Below are 24,454 nucleotides of genomic sequence, written 5' to 3'. Positions count from 1 at the left end.
GCGTTCGCGGAACGGCACGCCGACGAACGGGCGTGCGCGAAAAGGAGAGATGGCGAATTCAGCAGGAGGTCTGACACACGCAGCCCGCATAGCGGACGAGGTCCATGTGGACCCTCCGCCACAAGCGGACAGCGGTGTCGGTCATGGTCGGGAGTAGACCATGAGCGGCGGAAGCGGTCAACTCGCGTCCGCCAGCCGGTCGGTCGACCCCTCCCGGTGGACGGAAGTCCTGGTCAGGGCCGTAGCCACCCTTGTACGCATGGCTGAACGGCGACGGTTACACGTACACCGGCGGGCGGCCCGGGGCCAGGGCCGCCCGCCGGTGCGCGGGGCGACCGAGCCGAACGGGCCGCCCGCGCACACACGGCAGGCACCACCGCCGGGCGGCGGTCTCAGCTGCTGCCGGGGCCGTCGGCGTCGCCGTCGGGATCGATGTCGATCTCCGGCGCCGCGGGGATGCTCAGGTCGCGTCCGGCGCCGGGCAGGGCCGGGGCGCCCTCGCCAGGGGAACCGCCGTCGGGACGCGGCGAAACGCGCCCGCCTGAGCGGAGCGCACCGCTGCCGTCCTGGTGGGACGGGACGCTGCCACCGGAACCGGACACGTCGCTTCCGCCCGCGCCGGACGGGCCGCTCCCTCCGGGCCCCGCCGAGCCACCGGCGTCACGGCGGGGCTCCGCCTCCCGCCCGGCGTCGGTGCCCCCTCGGGTGGGGGAGTCGGAGCGCGCCGCGCTGCCAGGCGCCCCCTCTCGCCCTGTGCGCCCCGGCGCACCCTCCGGTGTCCCGCCGCTCCGTACAGCAGCCCCCTTCGACCCCCCACCACCCCGAGCGGCCCCCTCAGGCCCCCCGCCTCCAGGCCGGGCTCCCTCCGCTCCCGCAGCGCCAGACCCTGCCCCCTCGGCCCCCGCCCCCTCAGCCCCCGCACCACCCGGCGAGCCGCCCTCCGCCGCCCGCCGCGCCTCCGCGTCCGCCCGCCGCGCCTCCGCGTCCGCCCGCCGCGCCTCCGCCGCCGCGCGCCGGGCCTCCTCCGCGGCCGCCCCCAGCGCCGCCTCCGCGGCGGCGTACAACTCCGCCGGGCGCACCCCGCCCAGCGCCGTGACCAGGTGGCCGTCGGGGCGCACCAGCAGCACCGTGTGCGCGGCGGCGCCGGGGTAGCTCTCGGCGACGAGGAGTTCGGCCGGGCCCGGCAGCGCCGTGACCGCGGCGGCCAGGCGCGGCATGAGCCCCGCGGACATCCAGTGCCGCCGGTCCCACACCACCGTGCCCGGAGCCACCAGGACGACGAGCAGCTGCCCGAGCCCGAGCCGGTCCCGCAGCCGGACCACGGAACCGTCGGGAGCCGTCACCGGAACGTCGACGACCGGGCCGCCCGGCGCCGTGTCCACCGTCACGGCGGAGTCCGAACGCGGGGGCGTCAGCGGCGAGTCGGCGTACGCCCCCGGCGCGCCGAGCGGGCCGCGCCCCACGTGGCCGTCCATGAGCAGCGCGTCGTGTCCACGGGCGGCGCCCGGCACGAGCGAGCGCAGCCCACCGCCGCCGCGCAGCGCGGGAAGCGCCTGGTCGGTGGTGCGCAGGCGCTGGGCCACCGCCGCGCGCCGCTCGGTCTGGTAGGTGTCGAGCAGCCCGTCACGCGGGCCGTGGTGCCAGGCGAGCGCCAGCTTCCACGCCAGGTTGTCGGCGTCCCGCAGCCCCTCGTCGAGCCCCTGGGTGCCGAGCGCGCCCAGGAGGTGCGCGGCGTCCCCGGCGAGCAGGGCACGGCCGGACCGCCACCGGCGGGCCAGGCGGTGGTGCACCGTGTGCACACCGGTGTCCAGAAGGTCGTACGCGGGCGTGGACCCGCCGCACCAGCCCGCGAGCGTCTCTCGGATGCGCGCGACGAGGGCCTCGGGCGTCACCAGGTCGCCGCGCGGGGGCAGCAGCCAGTCGATCCGCCAGATGCCGCCCGCCAGCGGACGCCCCGTCACCTCGGCACCGCCGCCGCGCCACGGAGGGCTCCGATGCAACAACGCCTCACCGGTCCACGGAAGTTCCGTCCGCAGCGCGGCGACCGCGTGGCGCTCCACCGCCGTGCGCCCGGGGAAGCGGATGTCGAGCAGCTTGCGCACCGTCGACCGGGGGCCGTCGCAGCCCACCAGGTAACTGCCGCGCCACCAGGTGTCCTTGGGCCCCCGGGTGTGGGCCGTCACTCCGGAGGCGTCCTGTTCGAGGGAGTCGAGCTTGCTCTCCACCGCGATCTTCACCAGGTGCTGGTCGGCGATGGCGTCGCGCAGGGCGCCGGTGAGCACGTGCTGCGGTACGTGCAGGGGAGAGGGAGCCTCGTCACTGAACGTGAGCTGACGGGTCACCTGCTTGCGGCGCATCGAGCGCCAGCCGACCCAGCGCGCGCCCGTGTCCGCGCCCCCGAAGGAGACCCCGGCGAGCCGCTCCACCAGGGCTGCCGTGTCCTCCCGCAGGAGCACGGTCCGCGCGGGGCGCTGCTCGTCCTTGCCGGGGCCCTCGTCGAGGACGACGGTGGGGACCGAGTGACGTGCGAGGGCCAGGGCGAGCGCGAGGCCGACGGGGCCCGCGCCGACCACGATCACCGGGTCCACGGCGTGCGGCCTCCTGCCGGGGCTGTCCGCGAGCGCGGGACGTACATACAGGAAATGGCAGTTGAAGCCCGGTGCACGATCACAGAACGTATGCAACCCACTGCTGGTTCCCGCGTCAAGCGACGAAGGCAGTGGCGTGATCGCCACTGCCTTCGTTCTTGCTGATCATCGGCTGAGCGCCGGGCGGACGGCCCGGCGGGCGCCGTAGGGGAGGAGGGCCCGGTGGGCGCCGCAAGGGAGGACGGCCCGGCGGGTCCCACAGAGCGCGCCCAGCGGGTGCCACGGGGCGGCCCAGTGGGCGCCGCCTCAGGTGGCGCCGCCCCCACCACCGATGACACCGCCGCCGATGCCACCGCCTCCGCCACCCGCACCGGTCGCGGCCGTCCCCGCCACGGCCGCCGGGGGCACCACCGCGCCGGTGGACTTCTTGCCCCGCCGCAGCCGCTTCTCCAGCCAGGAGGCGAACGACGTGAGGATGAAGTTCAGCACGATGTAGATCACCGCGACGACGGTGAAGCTGGCGATGACGTTCGCTCCGTAGTAGCCGCTCATCGTGCTGACGGTCGACAGCAGCTCGGGGAAGGTCAGCATGGCGCCGCCGAGCGCGGTGTCCTTCACGATGACCACCAGCTGGCTGACGATCGCGGGCAGCATCGCCGTCACCGACTGCGGAAGCAGCACGGACCGCATGGTCTGCCCCTTGCGCAGGCCGATCGCCTTGGCGGCCTCGGTCTGCCCCTTGGGCAGCGCCAGGATGCCCGCCCGAACGATCTCCGCGAGCACGGAGGCGTTGTACAGGACGAGGCCGGTCACGACCGCGTACATCGGCCGGTCGTCGGAGGTGACGTCGCTGTACTCGGCGAACGCCGCGTTGGCGAACAGCATCAGGATCAGGACCGGGATCGCGCGGAAGAACTCCACGACCGTGCCCGCCACGATGCGCACCCACAGGTGGTCCGAGAGGCGCGCGATGCCGAGGACGGCACCGAGCGGCAGCGCGATGACCATGGAGTACGCGGCCGCCTTGAGCGTGTTCTCCAGGCCGGGCCAGATGTACGTCGTCCAGGCCCGGCTGTCGGTGAAGAAGGGCTTCCACTTCTCCCAGTCGAGCTGGCCCTTGTCGGACAGGGCGTTGTAGACCCACCAGAGCAGCAGGCCGAGGGCGATCACGAAGACCACCGAGTAGACGATGTTCCGCTGCTTGGCGCGGGGGCCCGGGACGTCGTAGAGGACGGAGTTCATCGCTTGACCGCCACCTTCTTGCTGACCCAGCCGAGGATCAGGCCGGTCGGCAGCGTGAGGCAGATGAAGCCGAACGCGAAGACGGCGGCGATCGCGATCGTCTGGGCCTCGTTCTCGATCATGCCCTTCATCAGCAGGGCCGCCTCGGCGACACCGATCGCGGCGGCCACGGTGGTGTTCTTCGTGAGCGCGATCAGGACGTTGGCGAGCGGCGCCACCACCGAGCGGAAGGCCTGGGGGAGCACGACCAGGGTGAGCACCTGGGTGAAGTTCAGACCGATCGCACGGGCGGCCTCGGCCTGGCCCACCGGCACGGTGTTGATGCCCGAGCGCAGCGCCTCGCAGACGAACGCGGCGGTGTAGGCGGTCAGACCGAGCACGGCCAGGCGGAAGTTGATCGAGTCGACGTCCTTACCGCCCAGGTCGATGAGCAGCGTCTGATACAGACCGAGCGACGTGAACACGATGATGATCGTCAGCGGAATGTTCCGCACGACGTTGACGTAGACGGCGCCGAAGCCGCGCATCAGGGGCACCGGGCTGACGCGCATCGCCGCCAGCACGGTTCCCCATATCAGGGAGCCGACCGCTGAGAGTCCGGTGAGCTTCACCGTCTCCCAGAAGGCCCCCCACAGGTCATAGCCTTCAAGAAAGTCGAACACGTTCTCCCGCGCTTCCGCGTAGAGGGACAGCTTCCGCGTAGCGGGCGAAGGGGCGCGCCGCCACGGCGAGCGGCGCGCCCCTCACATCCCGCTTACTTGACGATCACGTCCCGCTTACTTGACGATGTCGCCGATCTTCGGGGCGGGCTCGTTCTTGTAGTTGGCCGGGCCGAAGTTGTCCTTCACGGCCTTCTCCCACGACCCGTCCTTGACCATCTCGGTCAGCGCGTCGTTGATCTTCTTCTTGAGGTCGGAGCCCTTCTTGACGCCGATGCCGTAGTTTTCGTTGGTCATCTTGAAGCCGCCGAGCTTGAACTTGCCCTGGAAGTTCTTCTGCGCGGCGTAACCGGCGAGGATCGAGTCGTCGGTGGTGAGCGCGTCGATGGCCTTGCTCTGCAGGCCGGTCAGGCACTGGGAGTACGCGCCGTAGTTCTGGAGCTGGGCCTTGGGCGCCAGCTTCTCCTTGACGTTCTGCGCCGAGGTCGAACCCGTCACCGAGCAGAGCTTCTTGCTGTTCAGGTCCTTCGGCGACTTGACCGAGCTGTCGTCGCTGCGGATCAGGACGTCCTGGTGGGCGAGCAGATAGGGACCGGCGAAGTCGACCTTCTCCTCGCGCTCCGGAGTGATCGAGTAGGTGGCCGCGATGAAGTCCACGTCACCGCGCTGGAGCATGGTCTCGCGGTCGGCGCTCTTGGCCTCCTTCCACTCGATGTCGCCCTCCTTGTAGCCGAGCTTCTTGGCGACGTAGGTGGCGACGTCGACGTCGAAGCCCTCGTACTTGCCGTCCGGCGTCTTCTGGCCGAGGCCCGGCTGGTCGAACTTGATGCCGATGGTGACCTTGCCGCCCCCGCCGGAGCCCTTGTCGTCCTTGTCGTCGCCGCCGCAGGCGGTGGCGGTGAGGGAGAGCGCGAGCAGGACGGAAGCTGCCGCGGTGACCTTGCGTACCTTCATGGTGAACATCCTTCGTTTCGGCGGAGGTTGAGGGTGACGCTGCCGGGCGTCCACGGGCCCGTACGGCCTCCCGCCCGCCCGCGCGGGCGGGCTGCGCCGGGGAGCCGTCCAGAGGCCGTCAGACGGGCCCTCACGGGCGTCGTCAGTGGTGCAGGATCTTCGACAGGAAGTCCTTGGCGCGGTCGCTGCGCGGGTTGCTGAAGAACTGGTCCGGTACGGCCTCTTCGACGATCCGGCCGTCCGCCATGAAGACGACGCGGTTGGCCGCCGACCGGGCGAAGCCCATCTCGTGGGTGACGACGACCATGGTCATGCCGTCGCGCGCCAACTGCTGCATGACTTCGAGGACCTCGTTGATCATCTCGGGGTCGAGGGCCGAGGTCGGCTCGTCGAAGAGCATCACCTTCGGACCCATCGCGAGCGCCCGGGCGATCGCCACGCGCTGCTGCTGGCCACCGGAGAGCTGCGCGGGGTACTTGTCGGCCTGGGAGCCGACACCCACGCGGTCGAGCAGGCCCCGGGCCTTCTCCTCCGCCTCCGCCTTGGCCGTCCTGCGCACCTTGACCTGGCCCAGCATCACGTTCTCGAGCACCGTCTTGTGCGCGAAGAGGTTGAAGGACTGGAACACCATGCCCACGTCGGCGCGGAGCCGTGCCAGCTCCTTGCCCTCCTGCGGCAGCGGCTTGCCGTCGATGGTGATCGAGCCGGAGTCGATCGTCTCCAGACGGTTGATCGTGCGGCACAGCGTCGACTTGCCCGACCCGGAGGGGCCGATCACGACGACGACCTCGCCACGGGCGATGGTCAGGTCGATGTCCTGGAGGACGTGCAGCGCGCCGAAATGCTTGTTGACGTTCTTCAGCACGACAAGGTCGTCCGCCGCGGGTATCGCGTCCTTGGTCACCGATACTTCGGTCACGGCTTGTTGCTCCATCCTCCTCGGGTTGGGAGGACAGTAGTAACCCGGTGCGACCAGCGTCATTACATCTGAGGGGAAATTGAGCATAACGATCCGGCCGCAACCGGACACTCCGTGTGAACAGGGCGCCCCACGGGCGCCCCGAAGGCCTCCGCGCGTACCGGGTGCATAACGGAACGTGTCCGTGCCCCGAAGGGTCTTGACGCGGTCCTTATCCATCGGCGTGGATGCCTTGGTGCGCATGCGCGCGTACGAGGCGCGCGCCAACGGGCGCGCAGCACCGCGCGAGCGCGAACGGAACGATCAAGGAACGGCCGGTGAACCAGGCGCCCGGTGCACCAGACCGCTGGTGACCCGGGCGCCTGGTGAACCGCACGACCAGGGGAGCCGGATGACCACAGGGGGGCCTACGGGCTGGGGGAGGACCGCATGAGACTGCTGCTCGTCGAGGACGACGACCACGTGGCGGCCGCCCTGGCCGCCGTACTGGAGCGGCACGGCTTCGCCGTCACCCACGCCCGCAGCGGCGAGGAGGCGCTCCAGGCGCTGCTGCCCTGCGACGCCGCGCCCTTCGGAGTGGTGCTCCTCGACCTCGGCCTGCCCGACCAGGACGGCTACGAGGTCTGCGGAAGGATCCGCAAGCGCACCTCCACGCCCGTCATCATGGTGACGGCACGCGCCGACGTACGCTCCCGCATCCACGGCCTGAACCTCGGAGCCGACGACTACGTAGTGAAGCCCTACGACACCGGAGAGCTGATCGCCCGCATCCACGCGGTCATCCGGCGCCCCGCCGCCGACGCCACGGCGACGCCCGCCGAGGCCGAGCTGCGGCTCGGCGGCGTCCACATCGAACTGCCCACCCGCCAGGTCCGTGTGGACGGCGTCGCCGTGCAACTGACGCGCAAGGAGTTCGACTTGCTGGCGCTGCTCGCCCAGCGGCCGGGAGTGGTCTTCCGGAGGGAGCAGATCATCAGCGAGGTGTGGCGCACCAGTTGGGAGGGCACGGGGCGCACCCTGGAGGTGCACGTCGCCTCCCTGCGCGCCAAGCTGCACATGCCCGCCCTGATCGAGACCGTGCGCGGAGTCGGCTACCGGCTCGTCGCCCCGGCGTCGTAGCGGGCCCAGGTGCGCGCCCGCCTCCTGCCGCTGCTCATCGTCCTGATGGCGGGCGTGCTGCTCGCGCTCGGCTTCCCGCTCGCCGTGAGCGTGGCCTCCGCCCAGCAGCAGAAGGTCGTCGTCGACCGCATCGACGACACCGCGCGCTTCGCCTCCCTCGCGCAGTTCGTCACCAAGCGGCCCTCCGGCTCCCGCGTACGGGACAAGGACGAGCGCCGCGCGACGCTCCAGAAGGAGCTGGACTACTACCACGAGGTGTACGGGATCAGGGCCGGGGTCTTCTTCCGGGACCGCTTCCCCATGGCGCACGCCCCCATCGACTGGTTCCTCCCCGAAGAGGGCGACGAGGTGCGCGACGCCTTCGAAGAGGCACTGCGCTCCCGGGGCAGCCACGACCCGGCCCAGGTGTGGCCCTGGGAGGAGGACGGGCGCATCGTGGTCGCGACCCCGGTGATCCGCGACGGGGATGTCGTCGCGGTCGTCGTCACCGACTCGCCCACCGGGCGGATGCGCGCCAAGACGCTGCGCGGCTGGCTGCTGATCGGCGCGGGCGAGTCGGCCGCGATGCTCCTGGCCGTCGGGGCGGCGCTGCGCCTGACCGGCTGGGTCCTGCGCCCGGTGCGCGTCCTGGACGCCACCACCCACGACATCGCGACGGGCCGCCTCGCCTCCCGCGTCGCGCCCGCGGGCGGGCCGCCGGAACTGAGGCGCCTGGCCCGTTCGTTCAACGAGATGGCCGACCACGTCGAGGACGTCCTGGAGCAGCAGCGCGCCTTCGTCGCCGACGCCTCGCACCAACTGCGCAACCCCCTCTCCGCCCTGCTGCTCCGCATCGAACTGCTCGCCCTCGAACTGCCCGAGGGCAACGAGGAGATCGCCTCCGTGCGCACGGAGGGCAAGCGCCTCGCCCAGGTCCTCGACGACCTCCTGGACCTGGCGCTCGCCGAGCACGGCGGCGCGGACCTCCAGCTCACCGACATCGGCGAGCTGGCCGCCGAGCGCGTCGCGTCCTGGCGCCCGCTGGCCGAGGAGCGGGGCGTGCGCCTGGAGGGCGACTGCCCGGCGACCACCGGCTGGGCCGACCCGATCGCGCTGTCCAGCGCCCTGGACGCGGTGATCGACAACGCCCTGAAGTTCACGCCGGCAGGAGAGGGCGTCCAGGTCCGGGTCTCCTCGGCCGACGCGACGACGACGGTCCAGATCACCGACGGCGGCCCCGGCCTCACGGACGAGGAACTGGCCCGCATCGGCGACCGCTTCTGGCGCAGCAACCGCCACCAGAACATCAAGGGCTCGGGCCTCGGCCTGTCCATCTCCCGCGCGCTGCTCGCCGCGGGCGGCGGCTCCATCGCGTACGAGCGCCACGAACCGCACGGCCTGAAGGTGACCGTCGGCGTGCCGCGCCAGGCGCCGGAGGCGCACGTGCACGGGGGCGCGGAGCGCGGGAGGACGGGGCGTGGGGGCGCGCGGCGGTAGGGCGCGAGCGGGCGCGTGAGGTGAACGGTGGTGTGGGGGGAGGGGGAGCGCGGTGTGCTGCGGGCGAGCCGCGGCTTACGGCTTGACGGACCGGTAGTAGCGCCGCGCGCCCTCGTGCAGGGTCAGCGGGTGCGTGTACAGCGCCGTCCGCAGGTCCACCAGCTGGGCCGCGTGCACCCGCGCGCCGATGAGGTCCCGGCTGTCGATCACCGTCCGGGTCAGGCCCTCCATCAGCTTCGGGTCGGCGCGGTCGGTGGTCACCAGGAGGTTCGCCACCGCCAGGGTCGGTACGGGCGCGTTCTGCTGGGCCTTCGGGTAGGCGTCGGCGGGCATGACGGCGGCGCGGTAGTAACCGGAAGCGCCCCCCTGCGCGTGCAGGGCGTCCACCAGGTTGCCCAGCGGGACGAGCCGGATGGGGAAGTCCTCCGACAGCTCGCGCACCGAGCTGGTGGGCAGCCCGCCGGACCAGAAGAACGCGTCGATGTCCCCGCGCTTGAGGAGTTCGGGCGCGGTGTCTATGCCCGCGGGCCGGGCCGTCAGGTCCTGGTGCAGATCCAGCCTGGCCGCCTGGAGCACCCGGTCGGCGATCAGGCGTACGCCCGAGCGGGGCGGCCCCACGGCGACGCGCTTGCCGCGCAGGTCCCGGGCGGAGTTGATGTCGGAGGAGCGCCGCACGACGAGCTGGACGTAGTCGTCGTACAGGCGCGCGCAGCCCCGCAGCCGGTCGGCGCCGGGGCGCCCGTCGTCGCGGTACTTCTCCACGGCGTCGGCGGCCGCGATCGTGAAGTCGGCCTTCCCTGTGGCGACCCGCTCGACGTTCTGCTGCGATCCCTCGCTGTAGAGCAGCTCGATGTCGACGTCCGGCATGTCCTCGGCGGCGGCGTTCCGCAGAAGCTTCCCGTACGTCTCGTAGACGGCGCCCTTCACCCCCGTACTGAAGGTCATGCTCCCCCGGGGCGACTCCTTGTCCCCGGGGACGAGCCACCACAGGAGCAGCCCGAACACCACGAGACCGGCCGCCGCGCCCTGGAGGGCCCGGCGTCGGCTGAGGGAGGGCAGGGCCGCGAACATGGGCGCGATCCTGCCACTGCCCGCCCCGGGATGACCAGGGGCGGCACCGCGTGGGCGGGCGGCTCGTGCGCGTGTGGTCGGCGAGCCGCTGGTGGTCACCGGGCCGTCGGCGGACGGCGTCAGCTCGTGCGCGCGTGTCGTCAGCTCGTGCGCGCGTGGTCGGCGAGGACCTCCCGGATCACGTGCCGCGCGTTCGCGGCCATCACCGGGTTCGTGTCCACGTAGTACGGGAGCTGGATGAGCGCCATCGACAGGGCGCGGCCGCGCCCCCGCGCCCATGTGGCGTCGTCGGCGCCGGTGGCCGCGCGGAAGGCGTCGCGCGCCCGGGCGGGCAGCAGGTTCCAGGCGGGGATCAGGTCGCAGGCGGGGTCGCCCGCACCGGCGCACTCGAAGTCGATGACGGCGCTGAGCCGCCCGTCGCGGACCAGCAGGTTGCCCGGCATGAGGTCCGCGTGGACCCACACGGGCGGGCCGTCCCACGCGGGCGCCCGCAGGTCGGCCTCCCAGGCGGCGGCCGCCGCGTCGGTGTCGACCGCGGCACGGGGGTGCCGCAGCGAGCGGAGCTGGTCGATGGCCTCGCGCGTCCCGGCGTCCTGGGCCTTCAGGGGGCCGCCGCGGTACGCGGGTGGCGCTCCGGCCGGGTCGAGGCTCCGCAGGGCGGTGACGAACCCGGCCAGGTCCTCGGCGAGCGCCTGCGGCTGGGCGACGGCGCCCTCTACGGGGTTCACGCCGTCGAGCCAGGCGTGGACGGACCAGGGCCAGGCATAGCCGTCGGCGGGCGCGCCCCGCGCGAGCACCTGGGGGATCGGCACCGGCAGGCGCGGCGCGAGCCAGGCGAGCCACCGGTGCTCCGCGGCGGCGTCCTCGGTGCTCGCCGCGCGGCGCGGCAGGCGCACGGCCATGTCGTCGCCGAGCCGGAACACCTCGTTCACCGTCCCCGCTGACGGGAAGCGCTCGATGGGCAGCGCGGCCCACTGCGGGAACTGGGCGGCGAGCAGGCTCCGGACGAGGGGGACGTCGATGTCCGGCTTGTCGGCGTGCGCCTTGGTGCGTTCTCCGGCGTGCTCCTCGGTGGACGGGGGCGGCTCGCTCATGGACGTCATGCGGGCCATCCTGGGCGTGCCAGAGCCCACGGCGAAACCGAATATTCTCCGGGGCCCTTTAGCGCACCACGGCCCGCCCCAGGAGTGCGTGGAGATCGGCCTGCTCCCGCTCGGAGAGGGGGCTCAACGGCGACTCCTCGGCGAGCAGGGCGAGCAGGCGCTCCCGCAACTCGGTGCCCTTGGGCGTGAGGACGAGCTGTTTGGCGCGGCGGTCACGGGGGTGGGGGCGGCGCTCGACGAGGCCCTGCTCCTCCAGGCGGTCGGAGACGAACGTGGCGTTGGACGGCTCGCAGCTCATCCGCTCCGCCAGCTCGCGCAGCGTCATCGGCCCGGACAGCTCCCGCAGCGCGATCGCCTGCGGTCCGGTCAGGCCGAAGGCGGCGGCCCGCTCGCGCACGTGCGTCTCGATCCGCCGGGCCAGGGCGTTCACGAGCCCGCAGATGCGCCAGTCGCCTGCCGTGGGGGCGTCGGCCGTCTCCGCAGGGGTGCTCTTCGCAGGGGCGCCCTCCGTAGGGCCGCTCTCCGTAGAGGCGCTCTGCGTGTCAGAGGCCCCGGCGGGGCCCGCCCCGTCGCCCTTGTGCGCGTGCCCGCCTGTGTTCGCCATGGGCCCAGCCTACTGAACCCCATCCAACTTGAATGGTTGCAGTTCGAATGATTCTAGCTCTAACGTTTCTCGCGGTGCGGCGGCATCCGTCCGCACCGGCTGACCCGCCTGCCCTGGCTGACCCGCCTGCCCTGGAGGACCCATGCCCACGTCCCGCACCGACGCCCCGACGCCCGGGGACAGCGCCGTCGAGCGGCTCCACCGGCCCGCCCGCACACGCACCGTCGACCTCGGCGACCTGCGGATCAGCTACGTGGTGGACGGTGCCGTCGGCCTCAAGCCGCGCGGCTGGCTGCCCGCCTCGACCGCCGCCGACTGGGAGGCGTACGCGGACCACTTGGACGAGCACGGGCACCTCGTGGCGAGCGTCGGCGGACTGCTCGTCGAGCGCGGCGACCGCGCCCTGCTGGTCGATGCCGGATTCGGCCCCAAGACCGCCCCGGACGCCCCGGACAACCCCCTGATCGGCGCCGCCCGGAGCGGCACCCTCCTCGCCAGCCTCGCCGAGGTCGGCCGCGCCCCCGACACGATCGAGGCCGTGGCCTTCACGCATCTGCACGGCGACCACCTCGGCTGGGCCTGGAACCCCGCCCCGGGCAGCGCCGAGCCCGCCTTCACGCGCGCCGCCTACCTCTTCGCCGAGCCCGAGTGGGAGCAGCGCCACCTGGCGGCGGACCACGGGGCCACGGAGGACGTCCTGGCCGTCCTCGCGCCCAAGGTGCGCACGATCAGGGACGGCGAGGAGGTCTTCCCCGGAGTGCGGGCCCTGGTGCGGCCGGGGCACACCGTGGGGCACGTGACCTACGAGATCACCTCGGGCGGACAGCGGCTCCTCGCCTTCGGGGACGCGCTGCACACCCCGGTCCAGGTCACCCACCCGGAGTGGTCGGCCGCCGTCGACCACGACCCCGTAGTGGCGGCCGAGTACCGCCACTGGCTTGTCGGTGAGCTGGCCGAGCCCGGCACGCTGGGCTTCGGCATCCACTTCGCGGACGTGCCGTTCGGCCGGGCGGAACGGGACTCCCAGGGGCGCGCGGTCTGGGTGCCGCTGCCCTGACCGCGCCTACGGAGCTGTGCCTACGGAGCCTGGCCTACGGAGCCTGGCCTACGGAGTCGTGCCTACGGAGCGCCGTGCCCCCGGGAGTCGCGCCACGGAGCCAGCCGTGCGGAGCCGCGCCTCCGAAGCCACGGGTGCGGAGCAGCCGCCCCGCTGCGGAGCCACCCCAGTCCCGCCTCTACGGAGAGGCCGGTCTCACCCCTTGCGCGCCACACCCGCGTACATCGCCACCTCGTCCGGCAGCTCTTGGCCGTCCCCGTCGGGGCGCCAGCGCGAGCAGGAGACCACCCCGGGGTCCAGCAGGTCGAGCCCTTCGAAGAAGCGGGCGACCTGCTCGGGCGTGCGCTGGGTGAGCTTCGGGGTGCCGTGCTCGTTCCAGAAGGCGACCGCTTCGTCGACGTCCGGCATCGCCGGGCTGGTGATGGTGTGCGAGAGGACCAGGTGGCTCCCGGCGGGCAGGGCGTCCATGAAGCGGCGTACGAGCCCGTAGGCCTCCGCGTCGTCCTCGATGAAGATCACGACGCCCAGGAGCATCAGGCCGACCGGGCGGCTGAGGTCCAGGGTCTTGGCCGCGTGCTCCAGGACGGCGTCGACGTCCCGCATGTCGGCGTCCAGGTAGTCGGTACGGCCCTCCGGAGAGCTGGTCAGCAGGGCGCGCGCGTGCGTCAGGACGAGCGGGTCGTTGTCCACGTAGACGATCCGTGACTCCGGAGCGAGGCGCTGGGCCACCTCGTGGGTGTTGTCCGCCGTCGGCAGCCCGGTGCCGACGTCGAGGAACTGCCGCAGCCCCTGGTCGGCCACCAGGTGGCGCACGGCACGGCCCAGGAACTGGCGGTCGGCGCGCGCGTAGTCGCCGATGCCGGGGTGCAGCTCCCGGATGCGGTCGCCCGTCTCCCGGTCGACGGGGTAGTTGTCCTTGCCGCCGAGCCAGTAGTTCCAGATGCGGGCCGTGTGCGGCTGTGCCGTGTTGATCCGGCTGCGTACGGCGTCGGCTGCCTCCTGGGGGACGGGGCGTGGACGGGCCGTTCCTGAGGGGCCTGAAGGGTCTGAGAGGTCTGAGTGTCCTGAGGAGCCTGAGGGTCCCGAGGGGAGGGGCTCTCGGTCACGTGATCGCCTCCTGGTGCGCCGGTCGGGGCCGACGGATCGTGCCGTGCGCTGTCAACGGGCAATCTAGCCGGGCGACTTGTCGTGCTGGCGCCCGCCCATCCGCTCCGGAGGAGGGCATCGCCGGAGGCGGTCTCCCCGTAGAGGGCGGACGGCCCCCGGGAGCGGCGCCCCGGGCGCGGGCCGCACGGCGTACTGATCCAAGCCCTTACCCTGGACGGGTGAGCGGTGACGACGTGGCTGGTGGAGCAGTGGCCGGATTGAAGACCTACGAGGTGCGCACCTACGGGTGCCAGATGAACGTCCACGACTCCGAGCGGCTCTCAGGCCTCCTGGAGGGCGCCGGTTACGTGCGCGCCCCCGAGGGCTCCGACGGCGACGCCGACGTGGTGGTCTTCAACACCTGCGCGGTCCGGGAGAACGCCGACAACCGGCTGTACGGCAACCTGGGCCGCCTCGCCCCGAAGAAGGCCTCGCGCCCCGGGATGCAGATCGCCGTCGGCGGCTGCCTGGCGCAGAAGGACCGCGACACCATCGTCAAGAAGGCCCCCTGGGTCGACGTCGTCTTCGGCACGCACAACATCGGCAAGCTGCCGGTCCTCCTGGAGCGCGCCCGCGTCCAGGAGGAGGCGCAGATCGAGATCGCCGAGTCCCTGGAGGCGTTCCCCTCGACGCTGCCGACGCGCCGCGAGAGCGCGTACGCGGCGTGGGTGTCGATCTCCGTGGGGTGCAACAACACCTGCACCTTCTGCATCGTGCCCGCCCTGCGCGGCAAGGAGAAGGACCGCAGGACCGGCGACATCCTCGCCGAGATCGAGGCCCTCGTCGCCGAGGGCGTCTCCGAGATCACCCTGCTCGGGCAGAACGTCAACGCGTACGGCTCGGACATCGGCGACCGCGAGGCCTTCAGCAAGCTCCTGCGCGCCTGCGGCACGATCGAGGGACTGGAGCGCGTGCGCTTCACCTCGCCGCACCCGCGTGACTTCACGGACGACGTGATCGCCGCGATGGCCGAGACGCCGAACGTGATGCCGCAGCTGCACATGCCGCTCCAGTCCGGCTCCGACCCGGTCCTGAAGGCGATGCGCCGCTCCTACCGCCAGGAGCGCTACCTGGGCATCATCCGCAAGGTGCGCGAGGCCATTCCGCACGCCGCGATCACGACCGACATCATCGTGGGCTTCCCCGGGGAGACCGAGGAGGACTTCGAGCAGACGCTGCACGTGGTCCGCGAGGCCCGCTTCGCCCAGGCCTTCACCTTCCAGTACTCCAAGCGCCCGGGCACCCCGGCCGCCGAGATGGACGACCAGATCCCCAAGGAGGTCGTGCAGGCCCGCTACGAGCGTCTGGTCGCCCTCCAGGAGGAGATCTCCTGGGAGGAGAACAAGAAGCAGGTCGGCCGCACCCTGGAGCTGATGGTCGCCGAGGGAGAGGGCCGCAAGGACGGCGCCACCCACCGCCTGTCCGGCCGCGCCCCCGACAACCGCCTGGTCCACTTCACCAAGCCCGACACCGAGGTCCGCCCCGGCGACGTGGTGACGGTCGAGGTGACGTACGCGGCGCCGCACCACCTGCTCGCCGAGGGCCAGGTCCTGGACGTCCGCCGCACGCGCGCGGGCGACGCCTGGGAGAAGCGCAACGCCGCCGAGGCCGCCAAGCCCGCCGGTGTGCTCCTCGGCCTGCCCAAGGTGGGCGTGCCCGAGCCGCTCCCGGCGGCCACGGGCGGCGGCTGCGCCCTCGGCTAGCCGCGGCCAGCCCGACCGGCTCCCCGCTGTCGGCGGGGGGCGTTACGCTGCGGATCATGCTTGTCGCCGCAGCCGTCTGCCCCTGCCCGCCCCTGCTCGTGCCCGAGGTCGCCGCCGGTGCGGCACCGGAGCTGGACGCCGCCCGCGCGGCGTGCACGGACGCCCTCGGGGTGCTCGCGGCCTCCCGGCCCGACCGGCTCGTCGTCGTCGGCCCCGCCGCCCCGAGCGGTCGCGGACCGCACCCGCAGGGCGCCCGCGGCTCGTTCCGCGGCTTCGGCGTGGACCTCGACGTGCGTCTGGGGGCGCCGGACGGGGACGGGGAGGCGACTGAGCGCGAGCTTCCCGCCTCCCTCGCCGTCGCCGGATGGCTCCTGGAGCGCACGGGGTGGTCGGCCGCGCCCCTGGAAGGACTCGGGGTCGGGGAACCGCTCGCGGCCGAGCGGTGTATTCAGACCGGACAGCAGATCGCCGGGAGCGCGGACCGGGTGGCGCTGCTGGTGATGGGCGACGCCAGCGCGTGCCGCACGCTGAAGGCGCCCGGCTACCTCGACGAGCGGGCGGCCGACTTCGACGCGGAGGCCGCGCGGGCCCTGGGCGCGGCGGACGTGGCCGCGCTGAAGGCGCTGGACGAGGAGCTGGCGTACGAGCTCAAGGTGGCCGGACGCGCCCCGTGGCAGGTCCTCGCGGGCGCGGCCGAGGGCGCGGACCTGCGCGGGCAGCTGCTCTTCGACGACGCTCCGTACGGCGTGGGCTATCTGGTGGCTGCGTGGTCGTAGGCGGCTTCGCCTGGGGAGGGGGTGCGGTCTGAAGAGGGGGGCCTTCTGAGGAGGGGGGCTGCGCCCCGGAGCGTCGCCGCCCACCGGCGCCCCGAAGCGTCGCCGTCCACCGGCCCCCAGAAGCGTCACGGGCCACGCACGCCCCGACGCACCGGCACCCGCGCGAACCGCAGAGCCAAGAGCCACGCCCCAGGCCCCCCGTGCCACGCACACCCCGGGCACGCACACCCTGGGTACGCACACCCCGGGTACGCACACCCCAGCCACGCCCGGCTCCGGCCCACGCCCACTTCCAGCCCACGCCCGCCCAGATACCCCGACGGCCGCGCACGCCCGGAGACGCCCGGACACCCCCGGACACGCCGACGGCCGTGAAGCCAGCGCGCTTCACGGCCGTCCGCCGGTGGCGTGCGATGTCCTTCAGGGCGACGGCGGGGGAGCGGTGCCGTCGCGGAGGTCCTTCTTCCCGCACGGGGGAGTCACTTGCGGGCGCCCTCACCGGCCTCGTTGTCGGCCGCCTCCTGAGCGGACTGCTGCTTGGGGATGTCCACGCTCTCCTTGGCGGTCGCCTCGGCGGTCTCCGCCTTCTCGCCCGCCCCGCCCTCGGGGCCGCTCGTCGCCTCGGCCTTGGCGTCGCCCTTGGCCTCGGTGGCGCCCGCATCGGCCCCCGCAGCCTCCGAGGCGTCCGAAGCCTCCGCGGAGCCCTCGGACTCCGCGGTCAGCGTCGCCGCGGCCGCCTCCTCGGTGCTCGCCTCGGACTTCTTGCGGCGGAACCGTGAAAAAACACCCATACCTACTCCATACGTGACTCGTGTGGGCGAAATCCCGCGTCGCCCGGAGCGTCCGATTGCGTCGCCCGGGCCGCCGGTCCTCGAAACCGGCGGTCGGAACCTCGCAACAGGCAACGACCCCGAGGGCGCCCCGTCACGTAGCTCGTTCGGGCAGTCCCCGGGTGATTTGCGAGACTGGGGCGGTGAGTAGTGCAGCCCCCGCCCCGCGGGTCATCGCCGTCGTCGGACCGACCGCCGCCGGAAAGTCCGATCTCGGTGTCTTCCTGGCCCAGCGCCTCGGCGGCGAAGTCGTCAACGCCGACTCGATGCAGTTGTACCGGGGGATGGACATCGGTACCGCCAAACTGACGCCCGCCGAGCGCGGCGGCGTTCCCCACCACCTCCTCGACATCTGGGACGTCACGGAGGCGGCGAGCGTCGCCGAGTACCAGAAGCTCGCCCGCGCCGAGATCGACCGGCTGCTCGCCGAGGGGCGCTGGCCGATCCTGGTCGGCGGCTCCGGGCTCTACGTGAGGGGGGCCGTCGACCACCTGGAGTTCCCCGGCACCGACCCCGCCGTACGCGCCCGTCTGGAGGACGACCTCGCGGCGCACGGCCCCGGCGTCCTGCACGCCCGCCTCGCCGCCGCCGACCCGGACGCGGCGAAGGCCATCCTCCCCAGCAACGGCCGCAGGATCGTGCGGGCCCTCGAGGTCATCGAGATCACCGGAAAGCCCTTCACGGCCAACCTGCCGAGCCACGAGTCCGTGTACGACACCGTGCAGATCGGCGTCGACGTGGGACGGCCGGAGCTGGACGCCCGCATCGCCACCCGCGTGGACCGCATGTGGGAGGCGGGCCTGGTCGACGAGGTACGCGCACTGGAGGCACAGGGGTTGCGACAGGGGCGCACGGCGTCCCGCGCGCTCGGCTACCAGCAGATTCTCGCGGCGCTCGCCGGGGAGTGCGACGAGGACGAGGCGCGCGCGGAGACCATCCGCGCGACCAAGCGCTTCGCGCGCCGCCAGGACACCTGGTTTCGCCGGGATCCACGGGTGCACTGGCTCAGTGGAGCGGCCGCCGACCAGCGGGAACTGCCGGGACGCGCACTGGCGTTGGTCGAACGAGCGGTCACAGCCTGATCACGTGATGGCATCGGGACGCTCCGCCGGTCATCGTGGCACCTGACGGCGTGCCATCATCGACCATCGATCGACCAGTGGAGTCCGAAGTGGGAGGGCGCGTGGCGATGGAGGCCAGCCCTCGTGACACCGCACATGACGGCGAGCAGCACACCGCACAGGACGGCGCGCTCAGCACGGACGGCCCGGACGCGACCACGGGCGGCGTGACCGACGACGGCCCCTCCGAGGCGGAGCTGGCCGCCGAGCCCGAGGTCGAGGTCGAGCTGCGACCCCAGCGCAGGCTGCGCATCTGGCAGCTCGCCCCCATCGTGATCCTCGCCGCCGTCGGCTCCCTGATGTTCGCCTTCCCGCTGGCCTTCGAGTTCGGCGACGGCGGCGCCGTCGTCGCCATGCTGGGGCTGCTGATCAGCTCCTGCGCCGCGGGCTGGGGCATGATGGCCGCCCGCCGCGTGGGATACACCTGGCCCGGCCTGCCGGAGCGCGGCTCGGGCCGCCGCCCGGACTGGCGGGTCGTCTCCGCGTACACGCTGGTGGTGGCGGGCGCCGCCGTCCTCGCGGTGTGGCGGGTGGCCCGGCTCCGCTGAGCCGAAGCCCCGAAGCCCCGAAGCCCCGAAGCCCCGGAGCACCGGCGCAGTCGGTGTCGTACCCACCCCGTACGATCGAGGAATGAGCACGCGGATCGCCTTCCTCAAGGGGCACGGGACCGAGAACGACTTCGTGATCGTCCCCGACGCCGACAACGCCATCGAGCTGCCCCCGGCCGCGGTCGCCGCCCTGTGCGACCGCCGCGCGGGCATCGGCGGCGACGGCCTGCTGCACGTCGTGCGCTCCGCCGCCCACCCCGACGCCCAGCACCTGGCCGCCGAGGCCGAGTGGTTCATGGACTACCGCAACGGCGACGGCTCGATCGCCGAGATGTGCGGCAACGGCGTGCGCGTCTTCGCGCGCTACCTCCAGCGCGCCGGACTAGTCAGCGAGGGCGACCTGGCCGTCGCCACCCGTGGCGGCGTCAAGCGCGTGCACATCGCCAAGCCCGACGCTTCCACAGGCGCCGACGGTGACATCACCGTGGGCATGGGCAAGGCCACGCTCCCCGAAGGCGACGTCACGGTCTCCGTGGCCGACCGCCAGTGGCCCGCCCGCAACGTGAACATGGGCAACCCGCACGCCGTCGCCTTCGTGGCGGACCTGGCCCACGCGGGCACCCTGTACGAGGCCCCGTCGTTCGCCCCGGCCACCGCGTACCCGAACGGGGTGAACGTGGAGTTCGTCGTCGACCGCGCCCCCCGGCACGTCGCCCTGCGCGTGCACGAGCGCGGCGCCGGAGAGACCCGCTCCTGCGGCACGGGCGCGTGCGCCGTGGCGGTCGCCGCCGCCCGCAGGGACGGCCTCGACCCGACAGTGACCGGCGCCCCGGTGACGTACACGGTGGACGTGCTCGGCGGACGTCTGGTGATCACCGAGCGGCCCGACGGCGAGATCGAGATGACCGGGCCCGCGGTGATCGTCGCCGAGGGCGAGATCGACGGGGAGTGGCTGGCCGCAGCGTCGGCCTCCTGACCGCCCCTGCGCCGGGCTCCTGACGGGCCCCGTGCCTCCTGACGGGCTTGACGGGCCGCTGGCGACCACCAGCGGCTCCGCCCGCCTCGTACGCGGCCACCGGTCCGCGTGCGCCCCACGCACGCCACCTTCGCTCCGTACGTCTCGTACGCCGCACGGGCCCTGTACGCCTCGTACGCCGCCGCGAACCCGGGCGCCCCGGAGAGGTGCCCCTCCGGGCCCCGGAGAGGCGTACAGGCGCCGCCCAGGCGTCCCGCCCGCCAGGACGCCCGGTACCGCGCGCGAGCGGGGCGACCAGGGCTGAAGGGGCCCACGAGGCGCGTGCCACCCCTGGGAAACCCGAGGCGCCACACCAGGCCACCCGATCGCGAAAGGGCACCGAAGAGTCGAATCGACGCTCGCCCCGGTCGCATCATCAGTCGAAACAGGACTCGACAGAACTGTCGCTCGAATGGGTGATCCGTTTCACGCTCGGCGAGAGCGGGTCAGCCCCGCGTGATGGGCTCGGTAGCATCAAGCACCGGCCCGGACGGAGCAGGCTGCCGTCCGCTCACCGCCGGTCGGAGCTGCCGGAGGTGCCCATGAGTGCGGAGGCGACGAATCCCGCGACGCCCGGCCCCATCACGCCCTCGGGCCTGAGACGCCGCGCCCGCCCCGGGCTCGACCTGCGCAGGCTCGGCCGCGCCGCCCTGCTGGGGCCCGCCGCCCGCGGCCGCGTCCCGGACGCCATCAGCCACGTCGCCGAGGCCCACCGCGGCCACCACCCGGACGCCGACCTCGAACCCCTGCGCCGCGCCTACGCCCTCGCGGAGTCCTCGCACCGAGGCCAGACGCGCAAGAGCGGCGAGCCCTACATCACCCACCCCCTCGCCGTCACGCTGATCCTGGCCCAACTGGGCGCGGAGACGACGACCTTGACCGCCTCCCTGCTCCACGACACGGTCGAGGACACGGACGTGACGCTCGATCAGGTCCGCGCGGAGTTCGGCGACGACGTCTGCTATCTGGTCGACGGCGTCACCAAACTGGAGAAGGTCGACTACGGAGCGGCGGCCGAGCCCGAGACGTTCCGCAAGATGCTCGTCGCCACCGGCAACGACGTACGCGTCATGTCGATCAAGCTCGCCGACCGGCTGCACAACATGCGCACCCTCGGCGTCATGCGCCCCGAGAAGCAGGCCAGGATCGCCAAGGTCACCCGGGACGTGCTCATTCCGCTCGCCGAGCGGCTAGGCGTCCAGGCGCTGAAGACCGAGCTGGAGGACCTGGTCTTCGCGATCCTCCACCCCGAGGAGTACGCCGAGGTCAAAGCCCTGATCGCGGCGAAGGACGCCCAGGGCTCCGACCCGCTCGCGGACATCGCCGAAGAAGTGCGGGGCGTGCTGCGCGAGGCGGGCATCGCGGCGGAGGTCGTCATCCGGCCCCGGCACTTCCTCTCCGTCCACCGCGTGCACCGCAAACGCGGATCCCTGCGCCCCACCGACTTCGGACGCCTGCTGGTCCTCGTCTCCGAAGACGCCGACTGCTACGGAGTGCTCGGGGAGCTGCACACGTGTTTCACGCCGGTGGTCTCCGAGTTCAAGGACTTCATCGCCGTACCGAAGTTCAACCTCTACCAGTCGCTGCACACGGCCGTCGCCCGGGGTGACGGCGAGGTCGCCGAAGTCCTCATCCGCACCCACAAGATGCACCGGGTCGCCGAAGCGGGCGTCGTCGCCCTGCGCAACCCCTACGCCGCGCCCCCGGACGAGCAGTCGGTGGAGGAGCGGCCCGCCGAGTCGGCCGACGGCGAGCGCGTGGACCCCACCCGTCCCGGATGGCTCTCCCGCCTCCTCGAATGGCAGCAGGCCGCCCCCGACCCCGACACGTTCTGGTCCACCCTCCGCGAGGACCTCGCCCAGGACCGGGAGATCGCCGTCTTCCGCACCGACGGCGGCACCCTCGGCCTGCCCGCGGGCGCGAGCTGCGTCGACGCCGCCTACGCCCAGTACGGCGAGGACGCGCACGCCTGCATCGGGGCGCGCGTCAACGGCCGTCTGGCGACGCTCAGCACGGTTCTGCGGGACGGCGACACCGTGCAGCTCCTCATGGGCCAGGACCCGGCCTCCGGGCCCTCACGCGAGTGGCTGGACCACGCCCGCACCCCCGCCGCGCGGATCGCCATCCGGCGCTGGCTCACGTCCCACCCGGCGCCCGCCCCCGTCCCGCCCATGGCGCCCGGACCCACCCCCGTGACCGTCCCCGCCGCCCCGCGCCCCCAGGTGTCGGCGGCCCTGCGCCCGGAGGCCGTCAACGTCGTGGTCCTGGACCGCGAAGGCGCCGCCGTACGTCTCGCGGGCTGCTGCACGCCCGTACCGCCCGACGAGATCACCGGCTTCGCCGTGCGCGGCGGCGTCGTCACCGTGCACCGCGACACCTGTCCCGCCGTGGCCCGCATGAAGAACGTGGGGCGCCCGGAGGTCGGCGTGCGCTGGGGAGACGGCGCCGAGTGCCGGGTCACCCTGATCGCCGAGTCCTTCGGCCGACCGCACCTGCTGGCCGACCTCACCGAAGCCATCGCCCTGGAGGGCGCGGCCATCATCTCGGCGACCGTGGAGCCCCCCAGCGAGCAGCGCGTGCGCCACACGTACACACTTCAACTCCCCGACGCCGCCCACCTCCCCGGCCTGATGCGCGCCATGCGCAACGTGGCCGGGGTGTACGACGTGAGCCGCGCCCAGCACCGGGCGGCGGCCACACGGTAAAGGGCGTCACTCCGTAGGGGCGGCGTCACTCCGCAGGCGTGGCCGCGCGTCTCCGTAGAGGGCGGATGCCGCGTCCGTACGCCGCTCGTTCGGGTGGCGCCGCGCGTCCCGCCGCTGCGGGGAAGGCGCGCGCTGGTAGCGGTAGTTCATGCCGCACACCCCTCGCATCCGCGCGTCGCACGCGCACGCCGTCGCCCCTCGCACCCGGGCGCCGCGCCCCAAGGCCGTCCGCGTCGCGGTCGCCCTCCTGGCCACCGCCACCTCCGCCGCCCTGCTCGCCGCGAGCGCCCCGCAGCCGGTCACCCCGCTCGGCATCGGCGACCGGCTCTACCCGCACCTGGGCAACCCCGGATACGACGTGCGGGCGTACGACATCGCCTTCACCTACGGAGGGGACAACAGCAAGCCGCTCGACGCCCTCACGAAGATCGACGCCCGAGCGACGGCTCCCCTGGAGCGGGTCAACCTGGACTTCGCACACGGCGCCGTCCGCTCCGTCGACGTCAACGGAGCGCCCGCCTCCTTCGCCACCGCGGGCGAGGACCTGGTCATCACGCCGCCCACGCGCGTGGAGGCCGGACAGCGCCTGTGGATCACCGTGCGGCACACCAGCGACCCGGTGCCGGGGCAGGAGGAGGGCGGCTGGCTGCGCACCCGCGACGGCCTCGCCATGGCCAACCAGGCCGACGCCGCACACCGCGTGTTCCCGTGCAACGACCACCCCGCGGACAAGGCCCGCTTCACCTTCCGCGTGACCGCTCCGAAGGCACTCACCGCCGTCGCCAACGGCCTCCCCGTGGCCAAGGAGCGCGCCGGATCCCGCACCACGTGGACCTACCGCACCCACCACCCCATGGCCACCGAACTCGCCCAGGTGTCCATCGGCCGCTCCACGGTGCTGCACCGCACCGGCCCGCACGACCTCCCCCTGCGCGACGTGGTGCCGACCAAGGACCAGGCGAAGCTCAAGCGCTGGCTCGCCAAGACGCCGGACCAGATGCGCTGGATGGAGACCAAGGTCGGCCGCTACCCCTTCGAGACGTACGGGCTGCTCGTCGCCGAGGCGCGCACCGGCTTCGAACTGGAGACGCAGACCCTGTCGCTCTTCGAGAAGGAGCTGTTCACCCGGCCCGAGTACCCGGCCTGGTACGTCGAATCGATCATGGTGCACGAGCTGGCGCACCAGTGGTTCGGCGACAGCGTCAGCCCCCGCACCTGGTCCGACCTGTGGCTGAACGAGGGGCACGCCACGTGGTACGAGGGCCTCTACGCCCAGGAGAAGGCGGGCAAGTCCCTCACGGCCCGCATGCGGAACGCCTACCAGTACTCGGACCGCTGGCGCGCCGCCGGAGGGCCGCCCGCCGCTCCGAAGGGGGCGGCTCCGGGGAGAAGCTCAGCATCTTCCGGCCCGTGGTGTACGACGGCAGCGCGCTGGTGCTCTACGCGCTGCGCCAGGAGATCGGCCGCCGCGCCTTCGACCGCCTGGAGCGGAGCTGGGTGCTCCGCCACCGCGACGGGACCGCCACGACCGCCGACTTCACCAGCCTCGCCACCCAGATCTCGGGCCGTGACCTGCGGGACTTCTTCGACGGCTGGCTCTACGGCGAGAAGACGCCGCCGATGCCGGGCCACCCGGACTGGAGGGCGGCGGCACCGACGGCAGGGCAGCCGGGGGCGAGGAAGAACGGCTAGCCGGGGCGGCGCGTGGCCCGGGCGACGCGTTAACCAGGTGACGAGACGGGCCGTGCCGTGCAACCATCGTCAGGTCGACGGCGCGGCCCATCCGGGAAAACCCCTCGGGGACATCTCAGGGCCGGT

At 73.0% G+C, this 24,454-nt stretch carries 19 protein-coding genes and 2 pseudogenes; 10 read left to right on the top strand and 11 right to left on the bottom strand.

Going from position 1 to position 24,454, the window contains the following annotated elements:
• Window positions 1-58 precede the first annotated feature (58 nt).
• The 6 genes and pseudogenes from ACOBQU_RS10265 to ACOBQU_RS10240 all read right to left on the bottom strand — a co-directional run bounded on the left by ACOBQU_RS10265 (window position 59) and on the right by ACOBQU_RS10240 (window position 6,362).
• Window positions 59-145 (bottom strand): putative leader peptide, encoded by an 87-nt coding sequence (locus ACOBQU_RS10265; protein ID WP_324607508.1) that lies wholly within the window; start codon window positions 143-145, stop codon window positions 59-61.
• A gap of 853 nt (window positions 146-998) precedes the next feature.
• Window positions 999-2,588: pseudogene (locus ACOBQU_RS10260) on the bottom strand (FAD-dependent monooxygenase); the annotation flags it as partial.
• A 306-nt stretch (window positions 2,589-2,894) separates the two neighbouring features.
• Window positions 2,895-3,830, bottom strand: coding sequence for an amino acid ABC transporter permease (locus tag ACOBQU_RS10255; RefSeq protein WP_423625976.1), 936 nt, complete (start codon window positions 3,828-3,830; stop codon window positions 2,895-2,897).
• Window positions 3,827-4,492, bottom strand: coding sequence for an amino acid ABC transporter permease (locus tag ACOBQU_RS10250; protein ID WP_423625974.1), 666 nt, complete (start codon window positions 4,490-4,492; stop codon window positions 3,827-3,829). Before ACOBQU_RS10250 ends, ACOBQU_RS10255 begins: the two co-directional genes overlap by 4 nt.
• 114 nt (window positions 4,493-4,606) lie before the next feature.
• A complete protein-coding gene (locus tag ACOBQU_RS10245; RefSeq protein ID WP_423625972.1) occupies window positions 4,607-5,443 on the bottom strand; it encodes a glutamate ABC transporter substrate-binding protein in 837 nt (278 codons plus the stop codon).
• A 142-nt stretch (window positions 5,444-5,585) separates the two neighbouring features.
• Complete coding sequence (locus tag ACOBQU_RS10240) at window positions 5,586-6,362, bottom strand: amino acid ABC transporter ATP-binding protein (RefSeq protein WP_423625970.1); 777 nt, start codon at window positions 6,360-6,362, stop codon at window positions 5,586-5,588.
• Window positions 6,363-6,791: 429 nt separating this feature from the next.
• On the opposite strand from ACOBQU_RS10240, the gene ACOBQU_RS10235 reads away from it, so the two are divergent.
• On the top strand, window positions 6,792-7,481 hold the full coding sequence (locus ACOBQU_RS10235; protein ID WP_423625968.1) for a response regulator transcription factor: 690 nt from the start codon (window positions 6,792-6,794) through the stop codon (window positions 7,479-7,481).
• Window positions 7,482-7,490: 9 nt separating this feature from the next.
• A complete protein-coding gene (locus ACOBQU_RS10230; protein WP_423625966.1) occupies window positions 7,491-8,957 on the top strand; it encodes an ATP-binding protein in 1,467 nt (488 codons plus the stop codon).
• A 75-nt stretch (window positions 8,958-9,032) separates the two neighbouring features.
• Here the strand turns inward: ACOBQU_RS10230 and ACOBQU_RS10225 are convergent, their stop codons facing one another.
• The 3 genes from ACOBQU_RS10225 to ACOBQU_RS10215 all read right to left on the bottom strand — a co-directional run bounded on the left by ACOBQU_RS10225 (window position 9,033) and on the right by ACOBQU_RS10215 (window position 11,573).
• Entirely contained in the window at window positions 9,033-10,028 is a 996-nt protein-coding gene (locus ACOBQU_RS10225) for a TAXI family TRAP transporter solute-binding subunit (RefSeq protein WP_423625965.1), read from the bottom strand.
• A gap of 140 nt (window positions 10,029-10,168) precedes the next feature.
• Window positions 10,169-11,122: an aminoglycoside phosphotransferase family protein gene (locus ACOBQU_RS10220; RefSeq protein ID WP_423634387.1), complete on the bottom strand. Its 954-nt coding sequence runs from the start codon at window positions 11,120-11,122 to the stop codon at window positions 10,169-10,171.
• A gap of 67 nt (window positions 11,123-11,189) precedes the next feature.
• A complete protein-coding gene (locus tag ACOBQU_RS10215) occupies window positions 11,190-11,573 on the bottom strand; it encodes a MarR family winged helix-turn-helix transcriptional regulator (protein WP_423634385.1) in 384 nt (127 codons plus the stop codon).
• A gap of 304 nt (window positions 11,574-11,877) precedes the next feature.
• On the opposite strand from ACOBQU_RS10215, the gene ACOBQU_RS10210 reads away from it, so the two are divergent.
• Window positions 11,878-12,792 carry an MBL fold metallo-hydrolase gene (locus ACOBQU_RS10210; RefSeq protein WP_423625964.1) on the top strand — a complete coding sequence of 305 codons (915 nt, stop codon included), beginning with the start codon at window positions 11,878-11,880 and terminating at the stop codon, window positions 12,790-12,792.
• A 195-nt stretch (window positions 12,793-12,987) separates the two neighbouring features.
• On the opposite strand, the gene ACOBQU_RS10205 is transcribed toward ACOBQU_RS10210, so the two are convergent.
• Window positions 12,988-13,764, bottom strand: coding sequence for an SAM-dependent methyltransferase (locus tag ACOBQU_RS10205; RefSeq protein WP_423634383.1), 777 nt, complete (start codon window positions 13,762-13,764; stop codon window positions 12,988-12,990).
• Between the two features lie 368 nt (window positions 13,765-14,132).
• Between ACOBQU_RS10205 and miaB the strand changes: the two genes are divergently transcribed.
• On the top strand, window positions 14,133-15,641 hold the full coding sequence (miaB, locus tag ACOBQU_RS10200; protein ID WP_423634381.1) for a tRNA (N6-isopentenyl adenosine(37)-C2)-methylthiotransferase MiaB: 1,509 nt from the start codon (window positions 14,133-14,135) through the stop codon (window positions 15,639-15,641).
• A gap of 56 nt (window positions 15,642-15,697) precedes the next feature.
• Complete coding sequence (locus tag ACOBQU_RS10195; protein WP_423625963.1) at window positions 15,698-16,417, top strand: class III extradiol dioxygenase subunit B-like domain-containing protein; 720 nt, start codon at window positions 15,698-15,700, stop codon at window positions 16,415-16,417.
• 479 nt (window positions 16,418-16,896) lie between these two features.
• Here ACOBQU_RS10195 and ACOBQU_RS10190 read toward each other — a convergent pair whose 3' ends face one another.
• Window positions 16,897-17,208 (bottom strand): hypothetical protein, encoded by a 312-nt coding sequence (locus ACOBQU_RS10190; RefSeq protein WP_423625962.1) that lies wholly within the window; start codon window positions 17,206-17,208, stop codon window positions 16,897-16,899.
• Between the two features lie 182 nt (window positions 17,209-17,390).
• Between ACOBQU_RS10190 and miaA the strand changes: the two genes are divergently transcribed.
• From miaA to ACOBQU_RS10165, 5 genes and pseudogenes are all read left to right on the top strand, one after another.
• A complete protein-coding gene (gene miaA, locus ACOBQU_RS10185; protein WP_423625961.1) occupies window positions 17,391-18,329 on the top strand; it encodes a tRNA (adenosine(37)-N6)-dimethylallyltransferase MiaA in 939 nt (312 codons plus the stop codon).
• A 107-nt stretch (window positions 18,330-18,436) separates the two neighbouring features.
• On the top strand, window positions 18,437-18,916 hold the full coding sequence (locus tag ACOBQU_RS10180; protein ID WP_423625959.1) for a hypothetical protein: 480 nt from the start codon (window positions 18,437-18,439) through the stop codon (window positions 18,914-18,916).
• Window positions 18,917-18,998: 82 nt separating this feature from the next.
• Entirely contained in the window at window positions 18,999-19,892 is an 894-nt protein-coding gene (dapF, locus tag ACOBQU_RS10175) for a diaminopimelate epimerase (RefSeq protein ID WP_423625957.1), read from the top strand.
• Between the two features lie 581 nt (window positions 19,893-20,473).
• Entirely contained in the window at window positions 20,474-22,636 is a 2,163-nt protein-coding gene (locus tag ACOBQU_RS10170; protein ID WP_423625955.1) for a RelA/SpoT family protein, read from the top strand.
• Between the two features lie 148 nt (window positions 22,637-22,784).
• A pseudogene (locus tag ACOBQU_RS10165) lies at window positions 22,785-24,328 on the top strand (M1 family metallopeptidase).
• Window positions 24,329-24,454 lie beyond the last annotated feature (126 nt).

Origin of the sequence: Streptomyces sp. G45 (genome assembly GCF_049542095.1) — a bacterium.
Taxonomy (GTDB): domain Bacteria; phylum Actinomycetota; class Actinomycetes; order Streptomycetales; family Streptomycetaceae; genus Streptomyces.
Note: the sequence above shows the minus strand (reverse complement) of the source record. Positions and strands in the feature narration are given on the sequence as shown.

Bases quoted from the DNA above. Each gene is read 5' to 3' on its own strand.
- ACOBQU_RS10180 (WP_423625959.1), top strand. From the start codon at position 18,437: ATGGAGGCCAGCCCTCGTGACACCGCACATGACGGCGAGCAGCACACC.
- ACOBQU_RS10255 (WP_423625976.1), bottom strand. From the start codon at position 3,830: ATGAACTCCGTCCTCTACGACGTCCCGGGCCCCCGCGCCAAGCAGCGG.
- ACOBQU_RS10235 (WP_423625968.1), top strand. From the start codon at position 6,792: ATGAGACTGCTGCTCGTCGAGGACGACGACCACGTGGCGGCCGCCCTG.
- ACOBQU_RS10170 (WP_423625955.1), top strand. From the start codon at position 20,474: ATGAGTGCGGAGGCGACGAATCCCGCGACGCCCGGCCCCATCACGCCC.
- ACOBQU_RS10220 (WP_423634387.1), bottom strand. From the start codon at position 11,122: ATGAGCGAGCCGCCCCCGTCCACCGAGGAGCACGCCGGAGAACGCACC.
- ACOBQU_RS10225 (WP_423625965.1), bottom strand. From the start codon at position 10,028: ATGTTCGCGGCCCTGCCCTCCCTCAGCCGACGCCGGGCCCTCCAGGGC.
- ACOBQU_RS10195 (WP_423625963.1), top strand. From the start codon at position 15,698: ATGCTTGTCGCCGCAGCCGTCTGCCCCTGCCCGCCCCTGCTCGTGCCC.
- dapF (WP_423625957.1), top strand. From the start codon at position 18,999: ATGAGCACGCGGATCGCCTTCCTCAAGGGGCACGGGACCGAGAACGAC.
- ACOBQU_RS10265 (WP_324607508.1), bottom strand. From the start codon at position 145: ATGACCGACACCGCTGTCCGCTTGTGGCGGAGGGTCCACATGGACCTC.
- ACOBQU_RS10245 (WP_423625972.1), bottom strand. From the start codon at position 5,443: ATGAAGGTACGCAAGGTCACCGCGGCAGCTTCCGTCCTGCTCGCGCTC.
- ACOBQU_RS10190 (WP_423625962.1), bottom strand. From the start codon at position 17,208: ATGGGTGTTTTTTCACGGTTCCGCCGCAAGAAGTCCGAGGCGAGCACC.
- ACOBQU_RS10210 (WP_423625964.1), top strand. From the start codon at position 11,878: ATGCCCACGTCCCGCACCGACGCCCCGACGCCCGGGGACAGCGCCGTC.